The sequence below is a fragment of the Solidesulfovibrio carbinoliphilus subsp. oakridgensis genome (genome assembly GCF_000177215.2).
GTDB lineage: Bacteria > Desulfobacterota > Desulfovibrionia > Desulfovibrionales > Desulfovibrionaceae > Solidesulfovibrio > Solidesulfovibrio carbinoliphilus.
Genome location: NZ_CM001368.1, coordinates 2,246,128 through 2,264,722 on the forward strand (window position 1 = coordinate 2,246,128; position 18,595 = coordinate 2,264,722).

Here is an 18,595-nt window from a genome sequence, read left to right on the forward strand (position 1 = left end):
TAGGGGTGAACATCGCTGGCTCCATTAGGGCGGTCAATGACACACAGGGGCTTTTGTAATGATTTTAGGGGTTTAGAGCGGGAATTCGTCGTGTCAAGCAAGTGCTCTCCCCCTGAGCTACGCTCCTATGTTGTGGCCTTTCAGCCGTCAGGGACAAAGAGAACTGCCCCTAATCCGTGGAGAAGTCAACCCCTAATTTTCCGTTTCCCAGAATTTTTCGGGGGCCAAGGATCCGCCAAAGCGTTGGCGCGTCGTTGGCTCGGGGGAAATACGGTTTTCGGGTGGGGAGGTCAAGGGGTTTATTGGGGTTTTGGTGCGGTAGGAGGAGGAACGGGGATTCGGGAGATGGAAGAATATGAATAGTTAATCATATCAATATGTTAAATACATACATCAAGGGGTTACAGGTGTGAACATAAACTCACGGAACCAGGTTGAGAAGAATTTTCTTGAAACGCAAAGCGGAAGTGATTACTAGATATCATGTATTTGTTTCTTATTCAATCCATAAACAAGGAAAATCTATGCGAAAAATTACTACTGGAAAATGTTCAATCTGCAAGAACCCTACTTATTGCTACAGCAGGGATGGTTTGTTTTTTTGTTTAAATTGCTACTCAGAAAGATTTACCAAAATAGAAGGTTCGTGCTTTCGCTGCAGTGATTCAGTCGAAAAAGACGAGAACAACAATTTACAAATACTTTGCGCGAAATGCAAAAAAAATGTTGATGAAGCTAATTCCTTGGTGGTTAAAATTGAAATGCACTTCTCCTGTGTGACCAATCAAAAAAAATATGCTCCCAAAACTATCTACATCAACCCGAAAGAAATACATTGGGTCAATCCTAGATCTCTGTTCTCTGATGAATTACCGCCTGGGTACTATGTAAAAAAGAATGATCAATCTGAAGAAAATATATCTTCATCAAAAGATATTCTCGGCGAAAGCAGTGGCTACTATGCAAACATTCGAGAGGCTGGATACACGTCAAATCCCTTCGAGGTAGAATCAACCAATCTTTTTAAACCATCTCCTTCCCCTGCTTCAAGCACAGACTACCATCAATATCAAAACGTTAACCCTGGCAAGACAATTCCATTCATCACCGCTGCTTTGCTGAGGGGGAAAAGAGAATCTGAACATATGACACAAAAACAATTCGCAAAAAAATTAGGAGTTTCGCAATCAGCAATATCGTATTTAGAGCGCGAAGTAAGATCATTTAGCAAAAAAATGGCGACAACAATTGCACAATATCTCAATAAATAATCCTCCATTACAATTGAAAGTGATAACACCTGACCTGATCTTACTAGAGCATGTCATGGATTTTGTCGGTGTCAATCTGATATCTCACTTGGTGGGAGATTTTCAAAAAATCAGGAGCACTCACTATGACCCCAAAAAACCTTTCCGATATCTACCTCAGCTACATTACATGCCTTAATATGCACGACTTGCCGAATTTAAAAAAGTTCGTTCATGAAGATGTACTCTACAATGGTCAGATGCTTGGATTTTCCGGCTATCGCGGAATGTTGGAAAGAAATTTTCATGAAATTCCAGATCTCTATTTCGACATTCAGCTGCTCATTTCTGATCCACCCTTTATAGCGAGCCGAATCAAATTTGATTGCAGGCCTAAGGCAACCTTCCTGGGACTTTTGATTGACGGCAAAAAGGTCGTTTTTACCGAGAATGTATTCTATGAGTTCAGGCAGGACAAGATCGGACAGGTATGGTCAGTCATAGACAAGGCGGCTCTCGAAGCGCAGCTTTAGCGCCATACTATTTCCCAAGTAAGTGTTACATTTTTACATCTCTATGAAAGATGGCAACTCAAACACCAAAGGCAGCAAAATCTACAAAATGTTAATTCAGCATCTTCATTTTTACCGAAATCCAATTGCCCCCTTCAAGGCGTCAAAACCTTTCTCGGAGACAAAGAGCGCCCCGAACACCGGTGTTTTCTGCGCTGTTGGTCAATACGATCCCAGCGCAAGGTCAGGGCTGCGGCAATTTTCTTCAACCGCGGCGCGCCGTTTCTATTGCAGCGATATCGATCTTTTTCATCTGCATCATCGCATCAAACGCGCGTTTGGCGGCAGCGGTATCGGGATCGGTTATCGCCCGCGTCAGAGCCAACGGCGTAATCTGCCAGGACAGGCCCCATTTGTCCTTGCACCAGCCGCAGACACTTTCTTCGCCGCCGTTGCTGACAATGGCATTCCAGTAATAATCCGTTTCGGCTTGGTCAGCGGTTGCGACCTGAAACGAGAATGCCACGTTGTGCTTGACCTCGGGTCCGCCATTGAGTCCAAGGCAGGGTATTCCCATCACGGTAAACTCGACCGTCAACACATCCCCTTTCTTTCCAGACGGATAATCTCCCGGCGCGAGATGCACGGCGCCAACAGATGAATCAGGAAAGGTCTTGGAGTAAAATCGCGCTGCATCCTCTGCGTCGCGGTCGTACCAAAGGCAAATCGTGATCATTTCTTGCTTTACCATGTCACTTCTCCTTTGTGATGCGCTGACCCGCGAGATAAGGCCGTTATTGAAAGTCAGCGCCCCTTTTGTTCAGTTTCAGGAACTAACCGGGCATAGCCAAGGACAAAGGAAAGGATTGATCTTCTAAAATACTTTTTAAGGATATGGCATTATTGTGTTCTAAATCTTTAGCGGAAAACAATAATGTCACGTTGGAATATTTCGCTTCGTCTCGGAGTCGTTGGACGAGAGACAGCCTCTCTGGATCAGTCAGCTCCTCTCTATAACGCTCCTGAAATTCTTTCCACCGGTCAGGATCATGATGAAACCATGCGCGCAGCGCGTTGCTTGGGGCTACATCCTTGAGCCATTCGTCGACGCCAGCTTTTTCTTTTCTCAATCCGCGTGGCCAGATGCGGTCAACGAGATATCGCTTCCCGTCATCCTGTGCTTTTTCCATATATATCCTTTTTATTTTAAACATACCTGCCTCCTCCTACGAGGGGCGGTTGCCTTGTCACTTGGAATTTAGGCACATCGCACCGAACCGTTCTAAATTTTAAAGTGACCGGGGACTAAAATTCGCCGGACCCTGTAATCCCACGTCCCACTTTTCCGCTGAGTTTACCAAAATCGAACTATTTGACCGAGACATTTAAGGAAGGATGGCAAATACCCGGGCAGGAAATCCCGATCCCCCCTTTGGCTTTGGGAAACTTGCTACGACCAACGCACCCGCTTCAGGCACTTTATCCAAATGCGTCAAAAGTTCAATTTGATAGTGATTGCTCTTCAATATGTAGGTTTCCAGAGAATAATCATCCTTAGAAGTAGCTACACCAGGATCCGTATCGGTTGTCTCGTGACCAGATGCGGTTATCTTACAATTCTCGTAGAGATATTTCAGGGTCTCCATGCTCCAACCGGGGTAATGGGCGATTCCGTTAGCATCTTTATTCTGCATCGCATCCATACCAGGCCAACGTTTAGACCAGTCGGTTCGCATGGCAACAAATGCCCCTTCAGGTATCTGACCATGATTCTTTTCCCAATTTTTGATATCATCCATCGAGAGGGTATAATCAGGATTTTTCGCCACAGCCTCATGAACATCAATCACAACCAACGGAAGGATCATTTCCTTCACATCAATCTGATCTACAGTACGCAGGCCCTTTACAAAATGTGCAGGCGGATCGACATGAGTACCCCACTGTCCTACATGCGTGAAGGCTTGAGCATAAAATCCGGCTCCTAATTTCCCAACCCCTGGTTCATACCAATACAAAGTCTCCAACTTCTCATCGGGGAACCCTTTCCAATGTGGAATACCCGGTTCGAAAGCATGGGTAAGATCGACGAACTTTTTTTCCTTGATAACATTCCATGCATCTTCAAGAGAAATTCCACCCGCCGCCATGCAATATGGCGCTGTTATTAAAAATATACACGTCACCAAGACAGCTGCGCTTATAGATCTTCCAATTTTTCCCATGATTTCCTCATGAAATTTTGGACTCAAGTAGCACGATATTTCATGGAACGGCAACATTTCTTTAGCACGTTTGATTTCTGTTCGATCTACACACTCTTTTCGTACCGCAGCTGAAATCCACAATTCCGGACGATCGTTTTTTTATGGTGATAATTTCCGAAAGGGTGCTATGGTTCCGGCAAGTCTCGACAGAGAAGAAGGCCAGGGAAGAGCCGCCCTGCTTTCTTTCGATCGGACTGCGCGCGGGAGGGATGATGCAGGGCATGGAGAGTCATGGCATGAAGAAGATGCTGTATCTGTTGGGGTTGTTGGCGCTTTTGGGCGTCTTGCTGTTACGGAATTGACGGGTGTTCCCTTGTTTCAAAAAGTCAATATCTAAGGATAATTATAAAACATTCCATGCCGGCGGCAGGGAGGCACGGCGTCCGGGTCCACAGACACGCTGGGCGTCGGCGGCCAGTACTTTTTCAGGGAAAAACGCCATTCCCTGCCCAGATGTAGCGGGACGACATGGATAGAAGTCCTTCCCTCTCGGGACAGAAGTCTTCAGAAACAAGAAATAGCGCAAAAAAGGAATTTCGGAAGCAGCTTTTCTGGCATCATGCCGGTGTGTCAGGCCAGATGAGGAACATGATTCGATCGAAAACAGAGGCATTGCATCATGAAAGTCATCCTGGTTTATCCGGTCTATCCGGACACCTTCTGGAGTTTCAAGCACATCCTGTCCTTTATTTCCCGAAAAGCGGCCTTTCCTCCGTTGGGCCTTCTTACCGTGGCGGCCATGTTGCCGGCAACGTGGGAAAAGCGTCTCGTAGACGCCAATGTCGCGCCTCTTCGCGACGAGGACTTGGCCTGGGCGGATATGGTGTTTTTAAGCGCCATGGCCGTGCAGGAAGCCGGGGCACGGGAAGTCATCGCCCGCAGCCGGGCCCTGGGGAAACGGGTGGTGGCCGGAGGGCCGGCCTTTACCGCCCAGCCCGAGCGGTACGAGGGCGTGGATCACTTCGTTCTCGGCGAGGCCGAAACGACGTTGCCGCCCTTTCTCGAAGATCTGGCGCGCGGCGCTCCCAAACCCCTCTATGCCGCCACCGACCGGCCGGACATCGTCAATACCCCGATACCACAATGGGATCTGATCGATTTTCGGGATTACGTCACCCTGTCCGTGCAATACTCGCGCGGCTGCCCGTTTGATTGCGAATTCTGCGACATCGTCGTCCTGAACGGACACCGCCCCCGGGTGAAGGCCGCCGGCCAGATGCTCCTTGAGATCGGAAGCCTTTACGATGCCGGCTGGCGCGGGCCGGTCTTCATCGTGGACGACAACTTCATCGGCAACATCGCGTCGGTGAAACAGTTTCTTCCCCGGCTCATCGACTGGCAGGTGCCCCACGGCTACCCCTTCAAATTCATGACCGAGGCGAGCATCAACCTGGCCCAGGACCGCGAACTGGTGCGCTTGTTGCGCGATGCCAATTTTCATAAGATTTTCATCGGTATCGAAACGCCCTCCACGGACAGCCTGAGGGAGTGCGGCAAAAAGCAGAACATGGCCGCCAATTTTTCCCAAGCGATCAAGACGCTGCATCAAAACGGCCTGCAGGTCATGGGCGGATTCATCGTTGGTTTCGATAGCGACACCGAAGGAATTTTTGAACAGCAAATCAATTTTATCCAAAAAATTGGCGTGGTGACGGCCATGGTGGGCATTCTTTCCGCCATGCCAAAGACGCGTCTGTGGCGGCGCCTCAAGGCGGAAAACAGGCTTCTTGGCGAGGCAACCGGCGAAAATACGGATGGAAGCCTGAACTTTATTCCAGTGATGCGCCGCGAAATCCTTATCGACGGCTACAAGCGCATCCTTGCAAATATCTACAGTCCCGAATACTACTACGAACGCATCAACGTCTTCCTTAAAAATTACACCCCGACCGCCCGGGGTCGATTGGCCTGGAACGATGTTCGGGCCTTTCTCAAAAGCCTGTGGAGTATCGGCGTCCTGTCCAAGGCGCGATTCGTCTATTGGAAACTCCTCGTCAAGACAGCCCTGACCAAGCGCAAGGCGCTGCCCGTGGCCGTGGAGCTGGCCATCCTCGGCCGGCATTTCCAACTGGTTGCCAAACGTGCCCTGCAGGCCACGGATGCATGGGCCGATGCCTCCCTGGACAATTCCGCCCGTCATTGAGCAAGGGGCAGGGACTGCCGGACCGTCGCCAACGGCCTCCCCGCTATGGTATGTTTCCCCCGGGGACTTACGCCCCCGGAGAAAACATACGCGGCACCCCGCCTAGCGCAGCGCCAGCCAGACGCGCAGGGCGCCGAGGCCGAAGAGGGTCCAGGCGATTTCCGGGGCGTGGGTCGAGCCGGTGAGGAGGGCCAGGAAGGCGGCGGCCACGAGGAGCAGGCCCGTGGCCACGGCCCGCACGTAGGGCCGCAGGCGATGGCCGGTGTATTCGATGGTCTCGGGCGAGACTTTGACGCGCAGGTTGGATTCGCTGAGATCGGTGAGCACGGTCTTGGCCCGGCGAAGCGTCAGGGGAAGGCTGGCCAGTTCCGACTGGAGCGTGGGGAAGAGGCCGTGCCCGGCGCCCATGGCCCGGGCCATGTTGCTTCTGAGCTGGGGCAGGATGTCTTTGATGCCGTTGAAGTTTTCCATGTAGGTGGTGCCGATGCCCTCGACCAGGGTGCTGGCCCGCATGACGTAGACCACGTCCTGGGGGACCTTGAAGGGCAGGTCCTTCATGGAGTTCATGACGCTAAAGGCCAGCGCCTGCATGGAGGCGGCCGACAGGCCGGCGTCGCCGAAGATGTCGAACATCCGCTCGGCGAATTCCATCATTTCGGTGCGCTTGGCCCCGGCGGCCACGATGCCCAGGCGCTTGCAGGCCACGATGAAGCCCTCGTAGTCCCGGTCGTGGGCGGTCTTGGCCACCTCGATCATGGCCACCCGGGTGTCGGCCGGCAGGCGCTTGACCATGCCGAAGTCAAGGAGCGTCAGGCCGCCGTCGGGCCGGACCAGGATGTTGCCGGGATGGGGATCGGCGTGGAAGTAGCCGCGCACGAGCATCTGCTCGATGTAAAAGCCGATGAGTTCGTCGAGCACTTTCTGGAAGTCGATGCCCGCCTCGGAAAGCGCCGCCTTGTCGTCGATGCGAAGCCCGGTCTCGAAACTCATGACCAGGGCGTCGGCGTTGGACAGCTCGGGGATGGGCACGGGAAAGCGGACCGCCCGGTCGGCGTAGGCCTGGGTGAACTTGCGCAGGTTGGCCAGTTCCACCGACAGGTCGGCCTCCTTGACGATCATGGCGGAAAATTCCGCCAGCACGGCCTCGATGGAGTTTTTCGTGGCGCTGGAGAAAAACGGCGTAAACACGGCCAGCATGGACCGCATGAGCCGGATGTCGGAGCGGACCAGGGAGGCCACGCCAAGCCGGCGCAGCTTGACCGCCACCTTGGTGCCGTCGGTCAGGTAGGCCTCGTGGACCTGGCCGATGGAGGCGCTGGCCAGCGGCGTCTCGTCAAAGGCGGCAAAGGGCGGCACGTCGCCGAAAGCCCGGAAGAAGGAGGCCCGGAAATCGGCCTCGGACATGGGGGCCACCTCGTCGTGAATGGCCCGCAGGTCGGCGAGATAGTCCTCGGTGAAAAAGTCGGCCCGGGTGGCCAGGACCTGGGCCAGCTTGATGAAGCTGACGCCGAGGGTCAGGATGGTTTCCTTGAGTTCCCGCGGCGGCTGGGGCCGCATGAAAAGAAAGCTCTCGTCGCGCCGCACCAGCACGAACACCGTGTGCAGGAACCGGAAGGCCAGCCAGACGCGGCGCAGGGCCGAAACCGGCCCCATCACTCGGGCTTTTGGGCGATCAGCAAGGCCTTCAGTTCCGCGATGTCGTCCTTGGTGGCCAGGTTCAGGCCTTCCAGGGTCTTGCGCAGCTCGTCGCGCAAGCAGGAACACGCCGCCTCCTCCTGTTTGCGGGCGCGGGCCTTGGCGTCCTCCAGGAAGGTCTTGGCCTCCGACTGCGACAGGGCGCCGCGCTTTTCCATCTCATCCAGGAATTCCTGCATCTTGTCCTTGGCCATGAAGGCCGCCCCGAGACCCATGTAAAGCAGATCGACCGGTTTCATGCGCACCTCGCTGCAAAATCGTTCTTCCATACTATCGGACTTTGGCCTGTCGGCGTCAAGCCTGCCGTCCGCCGCCCCGGCGACGGGATGACTTTTGGCGCGGTATTGGATAAACGCGAGGAAAACCGGCCTGTCCCGGACAGCCACCTTCCAAATCCCCGCGCCGAGGTCCCATGCGTTACGTCCTGACCGCCCTGCTCCTCGTTGTCGCCCTGGCCGCCACCGCCTTTGGCGGCAACCTGGACTTCACCCTGCACAAGCTCGATTCCGGCCGCCCCGGCCCCACCATCCTGGTCATCGGCGGCATCCAGGGCGACGAGCCCGGCGGCTTTTTCACCGCCGCCCTGCTCGTGTCCCACTACAAGATCAAGACCGGCTCCGTCTGGGTGGTCCCCAACCTCAATTTCCTGTCCATCATCCACAATTCGCGCGGCATGCACGGCGACATGAACCGCAAGTTCGCGGACCTCGACGCCAAGGACCCGGAATACGAGGCCGTCCAGAAAATAAAGGGCATCATCGCCGACAAGCGCATCGACGCCGTGCTCCACCTCCACGACGGCTGGGGCTTTTACAGCCCGACCTACGTCGATGAATGGCGGTGTCCGCAACGCTGGGGCCAGTCCGTCATCATCGACCAGGACGCCGTGGACGCGCCCCGGTTCGGCAACCTCCGGGAACTGGCCGAAAAGGCCGCAGCCGACGCCAACCTGCGCCTGTACGAGCCGTTGCACGCCTACCACGTCAAAAACACCCACACCCATGACTTGAATAGCGAAACCGCCAAGGAAATGTCCAAGACCCTGACCTATTTCGCCATCGGCAACGGCAAGCCGGCCTTTGGCATCGAAGGCAGCAAGAACCTGACCCCCATCGAATCGACCTATTACCACCTGGCCGTCATCGAAAGCTTCCTCGCCTCCTTCGGCATCGAGTTCGAGCGGACCTTTGAACTCGGCGCGCCCCAGGTGGGCGAAGCCCTGCAAAGCAACGTGGCCGTCTCCTTCTTCGACGACAAGGTCTACCTTGACCTGCGAAACGCCCGCGAACGGCTTCGCTACATCCCGCTCAAGAAAGACAGCGCCGTGGAATACCGGCCGGCAAGCCCCATCATGGCCCTGGTTTCGGCCGAAAAAAGCCTCAAGGTCTATTTCGGCAACAAGAACGTCACGGAAATCGACCCCCAATACTTCGAATTCGACTCCAGCATCCACCAGATCCCCATGGACCTCGACGGGGAGAAGCAGGGCGTCCCCTTCGGCCGCGTCGTCACCGTGGCCAAAAATTTCCGCATCGAACCCGGCCCGGACTACCGCGCCAACGTCATCGGCTTCTCCAAACCGGGCCTGGCCGACGAAGCCGGCGTGACCCTCGGCCGCGCCGACCTCCAGCCCGGCTACTCCGTGGACAAGGCCGGCTCCATCTACCGCGTCGAAATCTACAAGGGCGAGAAGTTCTGCGGCATGGTCCTCGTCTCCTTCAAAGCCGACACCCCCCGCCTCGCCAAGGACGACAAACTCCTCAAGCGCCTGAAAGCCACCGGCGCAATCGCCCTCGGCCGATAAGGGAAGACGGGGGGATGCCTCCGGCGGCCGGGAGGGGATGATCCCCTCCCGGACCCTCCTCAATGGGATGGGAATGGGACGGATGGGAGGGACGGCGGAGTCGGGCGGGGAATTCTCGGAACGTTTCAGGGGGACAGAGCTTTTTCTTAAATATCCTGTCCATAAAATTCCTTTAAACTCGCCCCGTCCCCGGGGCGACGGGCCTGTGTGGCCGGAATTGGCCGGCCGTGCTGGCTGGCTTTGCAGCCAGTGTCGGACGGCCTATTCCGGCCACACCGACGCACACCCGCGAAAGACCACCAGCCCACCCGCTTACCCAACTCCCGCCCACCCCGTTCGGGGGGTCCGGGGGGCGTGACGCCCCCCGGCCGCCGGAGGCATGCCTTTCGCCTTCCTCCCTTCCCCTTCAGCCTTCCTCCCTCCCCCTTCCCCCGTTATCCGGGATACCCGCTATCGGCCGGCAGATCGCGGCGGTTGGCGGCATTCTTGGCCAGGATGTCGCAGCGCTCGTTGTCGGGGTTGCCGGTGTGCCCGCGCACCCAGCAGAATTTGATGGCGTGGATCTTCAGCAGCGGGATGAGCCGCCGCCAGAGGTCCTGGTTCTTGACGGGCTTTTTCTCGGCGTTGAGCCAGCCTTTTTTCTGCCAGGAGACGATCCATTTCTTTTCGATGGCGTCGTGGACGTAGCGCGAGTCGGTGATGAGGGTGACGTCGCTCGGGCTCTCCAGGGATTCCAGGGCTTCGATGACGGCCAAGAGTTCCATGCGGTTGTTGGTGGTCAGCCGACAGCCGCCGGAAAGCTCGATCCGGGAACCGTCCACGTCCATGACCGCGCCGTAGCCGCCGGGGCCGGGATTGCCGAGGCAGGCTCCGTCGGTGTGGATGGTGATCGTCATGCGCGGCGTTTTCGTTTCTTCGGTCATTGTGTTTCTCCTTTTCCCCGACCCGCCGCCTGGTCCAGGGTGTCGATCAAGAGTCCGAGCGCGGCGAGCGTGCCTTCCCGGCCCCGCCCGTCGCGGCAGGCCGCGTCCAGATGCTCCCGGCCGAGGTCGTCGGCGAATCCGGCCGGCAGGGCCGAGGCGACGAGCGGCGGAAGCACGACGCGGCTTTCCCGGCAGGCCGGGTCGTAAGCGAGGAATACGGTTTTGGGATCGTCCGGCCGCGGCGGCGCGGGATTCCCGCCCAGGCGCACGGCCAGTTCCAGGCCGAACCGGCGGCGCAGGTCCGCCGCCTGGGCCAGCACCCAGGCCCGGTCGTCCCGGGACAGGAGGCCGGCCGGGTCGGCCACGGTCCCCTTGGCCGCCGCTTTGTCGATGACATGCTGGAAATTTTTCTGATAGGCCACGACGACCAGGGCGAAGACGCCCGCGAGGAGCACGGCCCGCATGAGCCGTTCCAGCGGGCTTCGCCCGCGCGGGGCGAAAAAAGGCTTCACCGCGCCGCTGTCCCGCCGTCGGCCACCTTGCCGTCGCGCAACCGCACCACCCGGCCGCACCGGGCGGCCAGTCCCGGGTCGTGGGTGACAAGCACGAGGGTGGTGCCGGCGGCCAGGGAAAAAAGGAGTTCCATGACCTTTTCGCCGGTCTCGCCGTCCAGGTTGCCGGTCGGCTCGTCGGCCAGGAGGAGGCGCGGCTTCGGGGCCAGGGCCCGGGCCAGGGCCACCCGCTGCTGTTCGCCGCCCGAGAGCTGGGAGGGGTAGTGGTCGACCCGTGCCGCCAGCCCGACGGCGGCCAGGGCCTCCCGGGCCCGATCGAAGGCGTCGGCCCGGCCGGCGAATTCCAGGGGCAGGGCCGCGTTTTCAAGGGCCGTCATGGCCGGCACGAGGTGGAAGCCCTGGAAGACGATGCCCACGTTGTCCCGGCGAAAGGCGGCGAGCCTGTCCTCGTCCAGGGCCGCGAGATCGTGGCCGGCCACCCGGACCGTGCCCGAGCTTGCCCGCTCCAGGCCGGCCATGAGCATGAGGAGCGTGGTCTTGCCCGCCCCGGACGGCCCCATGACGGCCAGCACCTCGCCCGGCGCGGCAAAGAGGTCCACGCCGCGCAGGATGTTGACCCCGCCGGCCTGGCTTTGTAACGTCAACCGCACATCGGATAACGCAATCATGAATCGATCTGCCTGCTCCATACCGGCCGTATCCTCCGCTCGATCGCGCCTGCCAGGATACCAGCTTGCCCGGAAAAGACAAACCCGGCTCCGGGCCTTGGCCTTGTGCCTGGCCCTGGCGCTTGGCGGAGGCCTCTTCATGTCCGCACCGGCCCGTGCCGCGACGCTCCGTCTGGCGGCCCTTGGCGACAGCCTGACCGCCGGCTGGGGCCTTCCCGCCTCGGAAGCCTTTCCGGCCCGGCTCCAGGCCGCCCTGGCGGAGAAGGGCCATGACGTCACCATCGCCAATTTCGGCGTTTCGGGCGACACGACGGCCGGCGGGCTGGCCCGCCTGGACGGCGTGCTGGCCGCAAAGCCCGACGGCGTGCTGGTGGAGCTCGGGGCCAACGACATGCTGCGTGGCCAGGCCCCGGAAGCGGCCAAGGCCAACCTCGACGCCATCCTGTCGCGGCTAAAGGCCGCCGGCATCCCCTTCATGCTCTGCGGCATGCGCTCGGCCAAAAACTACGGCAGCGACTACGCCGCAGCCTTTGACGCCATCTATCCCGAGCTGGCCCAAAAGTATGGCGTGGAACTCTACCCCTTTTTCCTGGACGGCGTGACCGGCCAGCCCGGCATGACCCTGCCCGACGGCCTGCACCCGACGGCCCGGGGCGTGGAGGTGGTGGTGGCCCGCATCCTGCCGACCGTGGAAATGTTTGTCGCCCGCCTCAAAGCCGCCCCGGCCGCGATGGCCGGACAGTAGCCCGCCATGCCCGCGCTTCTCATCGACGTCGGCAACACCAATATCAAGTTCGGCCTGGCCGAGCGCACGGGGCTTACCGTGTCCTTCGCCCTGCCGACGGACCGGTCGGCCACGCCGGACAGCCTGGGCCTGGCCATGGCCACGGCCCTGTCGTTTCACGGCTGCCGGCCGGCCGACGTGGAAGCGGGGCTGGCCTCGAGCGTGGTGCCGCCCTTGAATCCCATCCTCGAACGGGCTGTCTCCCGCTACCTCGGGGTGCGGCTCAAATTCGTGCCGGCCGACGTGCCGGTGCCGCTCAAAAATCGCTACGGCCGGCCCCACGAGGTGGGGGCCGACCGGCTGGTCACGGCCTTTGCCGGCCGCCGGGCGGCCAGTGCCCGCTCGGTCATTGTGGTCGATTTCGGCACGGCCACCAATTTCGACTGCGTGACCGACGACGCCTTCCTCGGCGGGCTCATCTGCCCGGGCATGATGACCTCGCTGTCGGGCCTGGTCAGCAAAACGGCCAAGCTGCCCCACGTGGCCCTCGATCCCGGCAACGGGGCCCTGTCCATCGGCCGGTCCACCACCGAATGCATCAACCAGGGGTTTGTCTTCGGCTTCGCCGACATGGTCCAGGGCGTGACCGCGCGCCTGAAAGCCCACCTCGGCGGCGAGGTGCAGGTGTTGGCCACGGGCGGGTTCGCGGAAAAGCTGGCCCCCATCTGCCCGGTCATCCGCGACGTCCGGCCCGAGCTGCTCCTCGACGGGCTGCGCCAGCTGTGGCTTGGCCAGACCCGGGCCGGGGCCGGCCGGAAAAACAACTTGTCCTAGAAAACGATCGCCCCGAGGATCGGGCCGCCCGATCCGTGGCCGGCGATCCGCGGCCCCAACCCAGAAACGAGGACGAGGCTTGGCATGCTCCCGGAAATACTCGGCTGCTACCAGTCGCAAAAACTGGAAAAGATGGGCAAGGGCGCGGCCTCGGGCCGGGAGTTCACCCAGCGCATCGACTGGCTGGCCCTGCGCCTGGATGCGGCCCGCATCCTGGTCTTCCCCCTCGACGACAAGCATCTGCCCCTGCCGCTCCAGAAGACCGTGACCCCGTCGGAATTCCTGGGCCATTTCCTGCCCGCCCCGCTCCTTTTCACCGAGCGGCTGGCCCCGGCCGCCCTGGTCCTGCGGCGGCTTTTGGCCGACGTCACGGCCGAGATCGACCAGGCCGCCCTGCCCGAGGCCGAGCGGGCCTTTTTCACCGTCATCCTGGTGGCCCTGGCCGCGGCCGGCGAAAAGGACGACGACGCCGCGGTCCTGGCCGTGCTCGGCGGCGCGGGCCCGGGCCCGGCCCAGGCCGACGCCCAGAAGCAGGCGATAAACGCCTTCGGCATCCACCTGCGCAAGGAGCGGAATTTCGACACGGCCCAGGCCTACTACCGCTCGGCCCTGGAACTGGCCCCCGACGACGAGCGGATCCTCTTCAATCTGGCCCGGGTCCTTTTCGAGCAGGGCGACCTGGCCGGGGCCCGGGGCGTGCTGGAGCAGGCCCTGGCCCTGGACCCGGAGTTCGCCGAGGCCCGGAAATTTTTGCGCTACGTCAAGCGCCGGGAGGGGGCCCCGGCCGGGGAAGCCTTTCCGGACATTACAATCTGACGCCCTTATGGCGGCATCCCGGGGGCGGGCCGGCCAAGCCCCGGCCCGGGCCGCCGGCCGATCCGGAAACCGGCCGGGCCGGGGCTTATAAATCCCGGCGAATTGCGATAGACCCTTATGTGACGGGCCGCCCGGCCCGCCGTTCCCAACGCATTACCAGCCAACCGTCAAATAAGGAGACAGCCATGAGCACCATTGCGGCCGTTTGGGCCAGGGAAATCCTCGATTCCCGCGGCAATCCCACCGTCGAAGTGGAGGTCACCCTGGAATCCGGCGCGACCGGCCGGGCCGCCGTCCCCTCCGGAGCCTCCACCGGCTCGCGCGAGGCCCTGGAACTGCGCGACCAGGACGCTTCCCGCTACGGCGGCAAGGGCGTGGGCAAGGCCGTGGAGAACGTCCAGGGCGAGCTGGCTGAGACCGTCATCGGCATGGACGCCCTGCAGCAGGTGGCCATCGACAACCTGATGATCGACACCGACGGCACGGAGAACAAGTCGCGCCTGGGCGCCAACGCCATCCTCGGCGTGTCCATGGCCGTGGCCCGGGCCGCCTCCACCTTCCTCGGCCTGCCGTTTTACCAGTACCTCGGCGGCATCAACGCCAAGGTCCTGCCCGTGCCGCTCATGAACATCATAAACGGCGGGGCCCACGCCCCCAACAACCTGGACATCCAGGAGTTCATGATCGTCCCCCTCGGCGCGCGGACCTTCTCGGACGCCCTGCGCATGGGCGCCGAGACCTTCCATACCCTGAAGACGATCCTTGCCGCCGACGGCCATGTGACCTCGGTCGGCGACGAGGGCGGTTTCGCCCCCAATTTGAAGGACCACGACGAGGCCTTCAAGTACATCATCAAGGCCATCGAGGAAGCCGGCTACCGGCCGGGCGACGAGATTTCGCTGGCCATCGACGCGGCCGCCTCGGAATTCTATAAAAACGGCAAGTACGTCCTTGGCGGCGAAAAGCGCACCATGAGCTCCGAGGAGATGGTCGCCTACCTGTCCGGATTCGTGGACCGCTACCCCATCATCTCCATCGAGGACGGCCTGGCCGAATCCGACTGGGACGGCTGGAAGAAGCTGACCATGCACCTTGGCGAGCGCATCCAGCTCGTCGGCGACGACATCTTCGTCACCAACCCGGACATCCTGGCCGAGGGCATCGACCAGGGCGTGGCCAACTCGATCCTCATCAAGCTGAACCAGATCGGCACGGTGACCGAGACCCTCGACACCATCGAGATGGCCAAGCAGGCCGCCTACACCACGGTCATCTCCCACCGCTCGGGCGAGACCGAGGACAGCTTCATCGCCGACCTGTCCGTGGCCGTCAACGCCGGCCAGATCAAGTCCGGCTCGATCTCCCGCTCGGACAGGCTGGCCAAGTACAACCAGCTCCTTCGCATCGAGGAGGAGCTCGAGGACTCGGCCATCTTCTACGGCCCGGTCATGGCCGGCCAGTGGTACGACACCGAGGAAGAAGACGCCGAATAGCGACCGGCCCGGGGCCCCCCCGGGAGACCGCCGGGGAGGCAGATCCTCCCCGGCCCCTTTGCGCCACGGAGCCTGGGCGCTTGCGGCAGGGCCGGCCCTGGCCGCGAGCACCCGGGCTTCGTCAATTGGAGTGGACGGCCGCCCGGCCGTACGGCAAAAGAGGGTGTGGAACGCAAAGTGCGGCCGGGGCTTCCCGGTCCCGGATTTTCTTGAAGGAGACACCATCCATGCTTTTAATCGACGGCAAGAAAGTCGCGGCCGAACTGCGGGCGCGGGCCAAAAACGACGTGGACGCCATCGCCCGGGAATACGGCCGGCCACCGCACCTGGCCGTGGTCCTGGTCGGCGACGACCCGGCCTCCCAGATCTACGTCCGGTACAAGGAAAAGGCCTGCGAGGAGGTCGGCATCGTCTCGCGCATGTGGCGCCTTGACGCCGGCACCAGCCAGTGCCAGCTCGAAAAGCTCATCACCGAGCTCTCCGGCAGCGAGGATATCGACGGCATCCTGCTCCAGCTCCCCCTGCCCCGGGGCCTGGACGCCAACCGGTGCCTGGCCCTGGTCGATCCCAAAAAGGACGTGGACGGCTTCCACCCGGAAAACGTCGGCCGCCTGTCCATCGGCATGCCGAGCCTCAAGCCCTGCACGCCCTACGGCGTCATGAAGCTCCTCGAATACTACGGCCTGTCCCCGGCCGGCAAACGGGCCGTGGTGGTCGGACGCAGCAACATCGTGGGCAAGCCCATGGCCATGCTGCTGGCCGCCCAGAACCCCTTCGGCAACGCCACGGTCACCATCTGCCATTCCCGCACCCAGGATCTGGCCGAGATCTGCCGGCAGGCCGACCTGATCGTGCCGGCCATCGGCAAGCCGAGGCTCATCACCCGGGACATGGTCAAGCCCGGGGCCGTCATCGTGGACGTCGGGATGAACCGGCTGCCGGACGGAACGCTCTGCGGGGATGTGGACTTCGAGGGCGTAAAGGACGTAGTGTCGGCCATCACCCCCGTCCCCGGGGGGGTCGGCCCCATGACCATTGCCACGCTCATGAGCAACACGGTCGAGGCCTACCGCTGGCGGCTGGAAAAGCCGGCCTGCCCCCGGGAGGAACCGCTGCGAGGATAAAAGGCCCATGGCCCAGCCGTTCGCTTTTCCCACCCGTCCCGGCCCGACGGCGCCCGGCTGTCGGGCCGGGACGGATGCCGCCGCCCGGGGACGGGCCTAGGCCATGTTTTCCCTGGCCTCCATCCCGCACCTGGCCCGAAACGCCCGGCGCTTCCAGGAAGTGGCCCGGGTGCTGGCCAAGTACGGGCTGGCCGAGTTTCTCTCCGCAACCGGGCCCCGGTTCCTGCGGACCCGGCTGACCAGCCCGGCCGGGGCCAGCCTGGCCGGGCTGCGGCGCGAGGAGCGGCTGCGCCTGGCCCTGGCCGAGATCGGGGCCACGGGCATCAAGCTCGGCCAGATAATAAGCACCCGGCCGGACCTGATCGGTCCGGAAGTGGCGGCCGAGCTGGCCCTTTTGCGCGACAGCACCCCGCCCGATCCGCCCGAGGTCGTGCGCCGGACCATCACCGAGGCCCTGGGTGCCCCGCCCGAGGCCCTTTTCACCCGTTTCGAACCCGAGCCCGTGGCCTCGGCCTCCATCGGCCAGGTCCACCGGGCGTGGCTCACCGACGGCACCGAGGTGGTGGTCAAGGTCCAGCACGCCGGCATCGAGGAGAACGTCCGGGCCGATCTCGACATCCTCATGGGCCTGGCCGAAATGGCCGAGCAGGGCATCGTGGAGCTGCGCCTCTACCAGCCGCTCGCCATCGCCACGGAGATGCGGCGCACCATCCTTCGCGAGATGGATTTCGTGCGCGAGGAGCGCAACCTGCGCCACTTCGCCCGCAACTTCGCCGGCGACCCCCGGGTGGCCTTCCCGAGGACCTATCCCGAACGCTCGGCCCGGCGGGTCCTGACCATGGAATCCCTGACCGGGGAGTCCCTGGCCGACCTCGAAGCCGCCCCGCCCTCGCCCGAAGGGGCGGCGCGCCGCCGCCTGCTCGCGCAGAATACGGCCGACATCTTTCTGGAAATGATCTTTCGCGACAACTTCTTCCATTCCGATCCCCACCCCGGCAACATCGTCATCCTGCCCGACGACCGGCTGGGGCTCCTCGACTGCGGCATGGTCGGCCGCATCGACGAGCGCAGCCGCCGGGCCATGGAAGGGGCCCTCCTGGCCGTGGTCGGCGGCGACCCGGCCCGCCTGACCGAGCAGGTCATGCGTCTGGGGCGCCTGCCGCCGGGGCTCGACCGCGATGCGCTAAGCCTCGACGTCGACGACTTCGTGTCCGACTATGCCAGCCAGTCCCTGGCCGGATTCGACCTCGGCGGGGCCTTCACCGACCTCTCGGCCCTGGTCCGCCGCCACGGCATCCTGCTGCCACCCTCGGTGGCCCACCTGATCAAGGTGTTCGTGCTGCTCGAGGGCGCGTCCAAGGCACTCAATCCCGACTTTTCCTTCATCGAGGTCATCCGGCCCTACGCCGCCAAGATCATGGTCCGCCGCTTTTCCCCGACCGAACTGTTCGCCAGGCTCAAACGCTCCTCCAAGGACTGGAGCGAGCTCTTCGAGGCCTTTCCGGGCGACGCCGCCGACATCCTGCGCCGGGCCCGGGACGGCCGCCTGGACGTCCATCTGGTCCACAAGGGCCTGGACGCCCCGGTCAACCGGCTGGTCTACGGCCTCCTGGCCACGGCGCTTTTCCTGGGCTCGTGCCTGATCATGGCCCATCGGGTGCCGCCGCTGGTGGCCGGCATCTCCTTTTTGGGGGCCCTTGGCGGCACGGCCTCCCTGGTGCTCGGCCTGCGGCTGTTGCGGGCCATCAGGCGTTCGGGCGACCTCGGCCAACGGCCCTGACCCGGCCTGCCCCGGCCGCGCGCAAACCCACCATCCCCCACCCCGGAGCT

At 61.4% G+C, this 18,595-nt stretch carries 18 protein-coding genes; 10 read left to right on the forward strand and 8 right to left on the reverse strand.

Features of this window, described 5'->3' with window-relative positions:
- Positions 1–449 precede the first annotated feature (449 nt).
- Entirely contained in the window at positions 450–1,271 is an 822-nt protein-coding gene (locus DFW101_RS19015) for a helix-turn-helix domain-containing protein (protein WP_157137635.1), read from the forward strand.
- Between the two features lie 125 nt (positions 1,272–1,396).
- Complete coding sequence (locus tag DFW101_RS09740; RefSeq protein ID WP_009181343.1) at positions 1,397–1,783, forward strand: ester cyclase; 387 nt, start codon at positions 1,397–1,399, stop codon at positions 1,781–1,783.
- A 244-nt stretch (positions 1,784–2,027) separates the two neighbouring features.
- Here DFW101_RS09740 and DFW101_RS09745 read toward each other — a convergent pair whose 3' ends face one another.
- The 3 genes from DFW101_RS09745 to DFW101_RS19025 form a co-directional block, all read right to left on the reverse strand.
- On the reverse strand, positions 2,028–2,513 hold the full coding sequence (locus tag DFW101_RS09745; RefSeq protein ID WP_009181344.1) for a VOC family protein: 486 nt from the start codon (positions 2,511–2,513) through the stop codon (positions 2,028–2,030).
- Positions 2,514–2,595: 82 nt separating this feature from the next.
- Positions 2,596–2,976 carry a DUF488 domain-containing protein gene (locus tag DFW101_RS19020; protein ID WP_009181345.1) on the reverse strand — a complete coding sequence of 127 codons (381 nt, stop codon included), beginning with the start codon at positions 2,974–2,976 and terminating at the stop codon, positions 2,596–2,598.
- Between the two features lie 171 nt (positions 2,977–3,147).
- Positions 3,148–3,987 (reverse strand): cyclase family protein, encoded by an 840-nt coding sequence (locus DFW101_RS19025; RefSeq protein ID WP_009181346.1) that lies wholly within the window; start codon positions 3,985–3,987, stop codon positions 3,148–3,150.
- A gap of 661 nt (positions 3,988–4,648) precedes the next feature.
- Here DFW101_RS19025 and DFW101_RS09760 point away from each other — a divergent pair.
- Positions 4,649–6,172: a B12-binding domain-containing radical SAM protein gene (locus DFW101_RS09760; RefSeq protein ID WP_009181347.1), complete on the forward strand. Its 1,524-nt coding sequence runs from the start codon at positions 4,649–4,651 to the stop codon at positions 6,170–6,172.
- A gap of 102 nt (positions 6,173–6,274) precedes the next feature.
- Here the strand turns inward: DFW101_RS09760 and DFW101_RS09765 are convergent, their stop codons facing one another.
- Positions 6,275–7,825 (reverse strand): ABC1 kinase family protein, encoded by a 1,551-nt coding sequence (locus tag DFW101_RS09765; RefSeq protein ID WP_009181348.1) that lies wholly within the window; start codon positions 7,823–7,825, stop codon positions 6,275–6,277.
- Positions 7,825–8,106, reverse strand: a complete 282-nt coding sequence (locus DFW101_RS09770) for a phasin family protein (protein ID WP_009181349.1) — start codon at positions 8,104–8,106, stop codon at positions 7,825–7,827. The genes DFW101_RS09765 and DFW101_RS09770 overlap by 1 nt, the downstream gene beginning before the upstream one ends.
- 173 nt (positions 8,107–8,279) lie before the next feature.
- On the opposite strand from DFW101_RS09770, the gene DFW101_RS09775 reads away from it, so the two are divergent.
- Positions 8,280–9,671 carry a M14 family metallopeptidase gene (locus DFW101_RS09775; RefSeq protein WP_009181350.1) on the forward strand — a complete coding sequence of 464 codons (1,392 nt, stop codon included), beginning with the start codon at positions 8,280–8,282 and terminating at the stop codon, positions 9,669–9,671.
- 434 nt (positions 9,672–10,105) lie between these two features.
- Here DFW101_RS09775 and rnhA read toward each other — a convergent pair whose 3' ends face one another.
- From rnhA to DFW101_RS09790, 3 genes are read right to left on the reverse strand one after another with little or no spacing between them, the layout of a single operon-like run.
- The gene (rnhA, locus tag DFW101_RS09780) at positions 10,106–10,594 is read right to left on the reverse strand and encodes a ribonuclease HI (RefSeq protein WP_009181351.1); all 489 of its coding nucleotides are present in this window, start codon (positions 10,592–10,594) and stop codon (positions 10,106–10,108) included.
- Entirely contained in the window at positions 10,591–11,058 is a 468-nt protein-coding gene (locus DFW101_RS09785; protein ID WP_009181352.1) for a TPM domain-containing protein, read from the reverse strand. Before DFW101_RS09785 ends, rnhA begins: the two co-directional genes overlap by 4 nt.
- 44 nt (positions 11,059–11,102) lie before the next feature.
- On the reverse strand, positions 11,103–11,795 hold the full coding sequence (locus DFW101_RS09790) for an ABC transporter ATP-binding protein (protein WP_009181353.1): 693 nt from the start codon (positions 11,793–11,795) through the stop codon (positions 11,103–11,105).
- A 118-nt stretch (positions 11,796–11,913) separates the two neighbouring features.
- On the opposite strand from DFW101_RS09790, the gene DFW101_RS09795 reads away from it, so the two are divergent.
- The 6 genes from DFW101_RS09795 to DFW101_RS09820 all read left to right on the forward strand — a co-directional run bounded on the left by DFW101_RS09795 (position 11,914) and on the right by DFW101_RS09820 (position 18,545).
- On the forward strand, positions 11,914–12,519 hold the full coding sequence (locus DFW101_RS09795; RefSeq protein ID WP_009181354.1) for an arylesterase: 606 nt from the start codon (positions 11,914–11,916) through the stop codon (positions 12,517–12,519).
- Between the two features lie 6 nt (positions 12,520–12,525).
- Positions 12,526–13,332 (forward strand): type III pantothenate kinase, encoded by an 807-nt coding sequence (locus DFW101_RS09800; protein ID WP_009181355.1) that lies wholly within the window; start codon positions 12,526–12,528, stop codon positions 13,330–13,332.
- Positions 13,333–13,416: 84 nt separating this feature from the next.
- Positions 13,417–14,148 (forward strand): tetratricopeptide repeat protein, encoded by a 732-nt coding sequence (locus tag DFW101_RS09805; protein ID WP_009181356.1) that lies wholly within the window; start codon positions 13,417–13,419, stop codon positions 14,146–14,148.
- Between the two features lie 185 nt (positions 14,149–14,333).
- Entirely contained in the window at positions 14,334–15,641 is a 1,308-nt protein-coding gene (eno, locus tag DFW101_RS09810; RefSeq protein WP_009181357.1) for a phosphopyruvate hydratase, read from the forward strand.
- Between the two features lie 227 nt (positions 15,642–15,868).
- Positions 15,869–16,765, forward strand: a complete 897-nt coding sequence (folD, locus tag DFW101_RS09815) for a bifunctional methylenetetrahydrofolate dehydrogenase/methenyltetrahydrofolate cyclohydrolase FolD (RefSeq protein WP_009181358.1) — start codon at positions 15,869–15,871, stop codon at positions 16,763–16,765.
- Positions 16,766–16,868: 103 nt separating this feature from the next.
- Positions 16,869–18,545 (forward strand): ABC1 kinase family protein, encoded by a 1,677-nt coding sequence (locus DFW101_RS09820; RefSeq protein ID WP_009181359.1) that lies wholly within the window; start codon positions 16,869–16,871, stop codon positions 18,543–18,545.
- Positions 18,546–18,595: the final 50 nt, after the last annotated feature.

Coding starts and splice junctions, on each gene's coding strand:
- DFW101_RS09740 (WP_009181343.1), top strand. CDS start 1,397: ATGACCCCAAAAAACCTTTCCGATATCTACCTCAGCTACATTACATGC.
- DFW101_RS09745 (WP_009181344.1), bottom strand. CDS start 2,513: ATGGTAAAGCAAGAAATGATCACGATTTGCCTTTGGTACGACCGCGAC.
- DFW101_RS19020 (WP_009181345.1), bottom strand. CDS start 2,976: ATGTTTAAAATAAAAAGGATATATATGGAAAAAGCACAGGATGACGGG.
- DFW101_RS19025 (WP_009181346.1), bottom strand. CDS start 3,987: ATGGGAAAAATTGGAAGATCTATAAGCGCAGCTGTCTTGGTGACGTGT.
- DFW101_RS09760 (WP_009181347.1), top strand. CDS start 4,649: ATGAAAGTCATCCTGGTTTATCCGGTCTATCCGGACACCTTCTGGAGT.
- DFW101_RS09765 (WP_009181348.1), bottom strand. CDS start 7,825: ATGGGGCCGGTTTCGGCCCTGCGCCGCGTCTGGCTGGCCTTCCGGTTC.
- DFW101_RS09770 (WP_009181349.1), bottom strand. CDS start 8,106: ATGAAACCGGTCGATCTGCTTTACATGGGTCTCGGGGCGGCCTTCATG.
- DFW101_RS09775 (WP_009181350.1), top strand. CDS start 8,280: ATGCGTTACGTCCTGACCGCCCTGCTCCTCGTTGTCGCCCTGGCCGCC.
- rnhA (WP_009181351.1), bottom strand. CDS start 10,594: ATGACCGAAGAAACGAAAACGCCGCGCATGACGATCACCATCCACACC.
- DFW101_RS09785 (WP_009181352.1), bottom strand. CDS start 11,058: ATGCGGGCCGTGCTCCTCGCGGGCGTCTTCGCCCTGGTCGTCGTGGCC.
- DFW101_RS09790 (WP_009181353.1), bottom strand. CDS start 11,795: ATGGAGCAGGCAGATCGATTCATGATTGCGTTATCCGATGTGCGGTTG.
- DFW101_RS09795 (WP_009181354.1), top strand. CDS start 11,914: ATGTCCGCACCGGCCCGTGCCGCGACGCTCCGTCTGGCGGCCCTTGGC.
- DFW101_RS09800 (WP_009181355.1), top strand. CDS start 12,526: ATGCCCGCGCTTCTCATCGACGTCGGCAACACCAATATCAAGTTCGGC.
- DFW101_RS09805 (WP_009181356.1), top strand. CDS start 13,417: ATGCTCCCGGAAATACTCGGCTGCTACCAGTCGCAAAAACTGGAAAAG.
- eno (WP_009181357.1), top strand. CDS start 14,334: ATGAGCACCATTGCGGCCGTTTGGGCCAGGGAAATCCTCGATTCCCGC.
- folD (WP_009181358.1), top strand. CDS start 15,869: ATGCTTTTAATCGACGGCAAGAAAGTCGCGGCCGAACTGCGGGCGCGG.
- DFW101_RS09820 (WP_009181359.1), top strand. CDS start 16,869: ATGTTTTCCCTGGCCTCCATCCCGCACCTGGCCCGAAACGCCCGGCGC.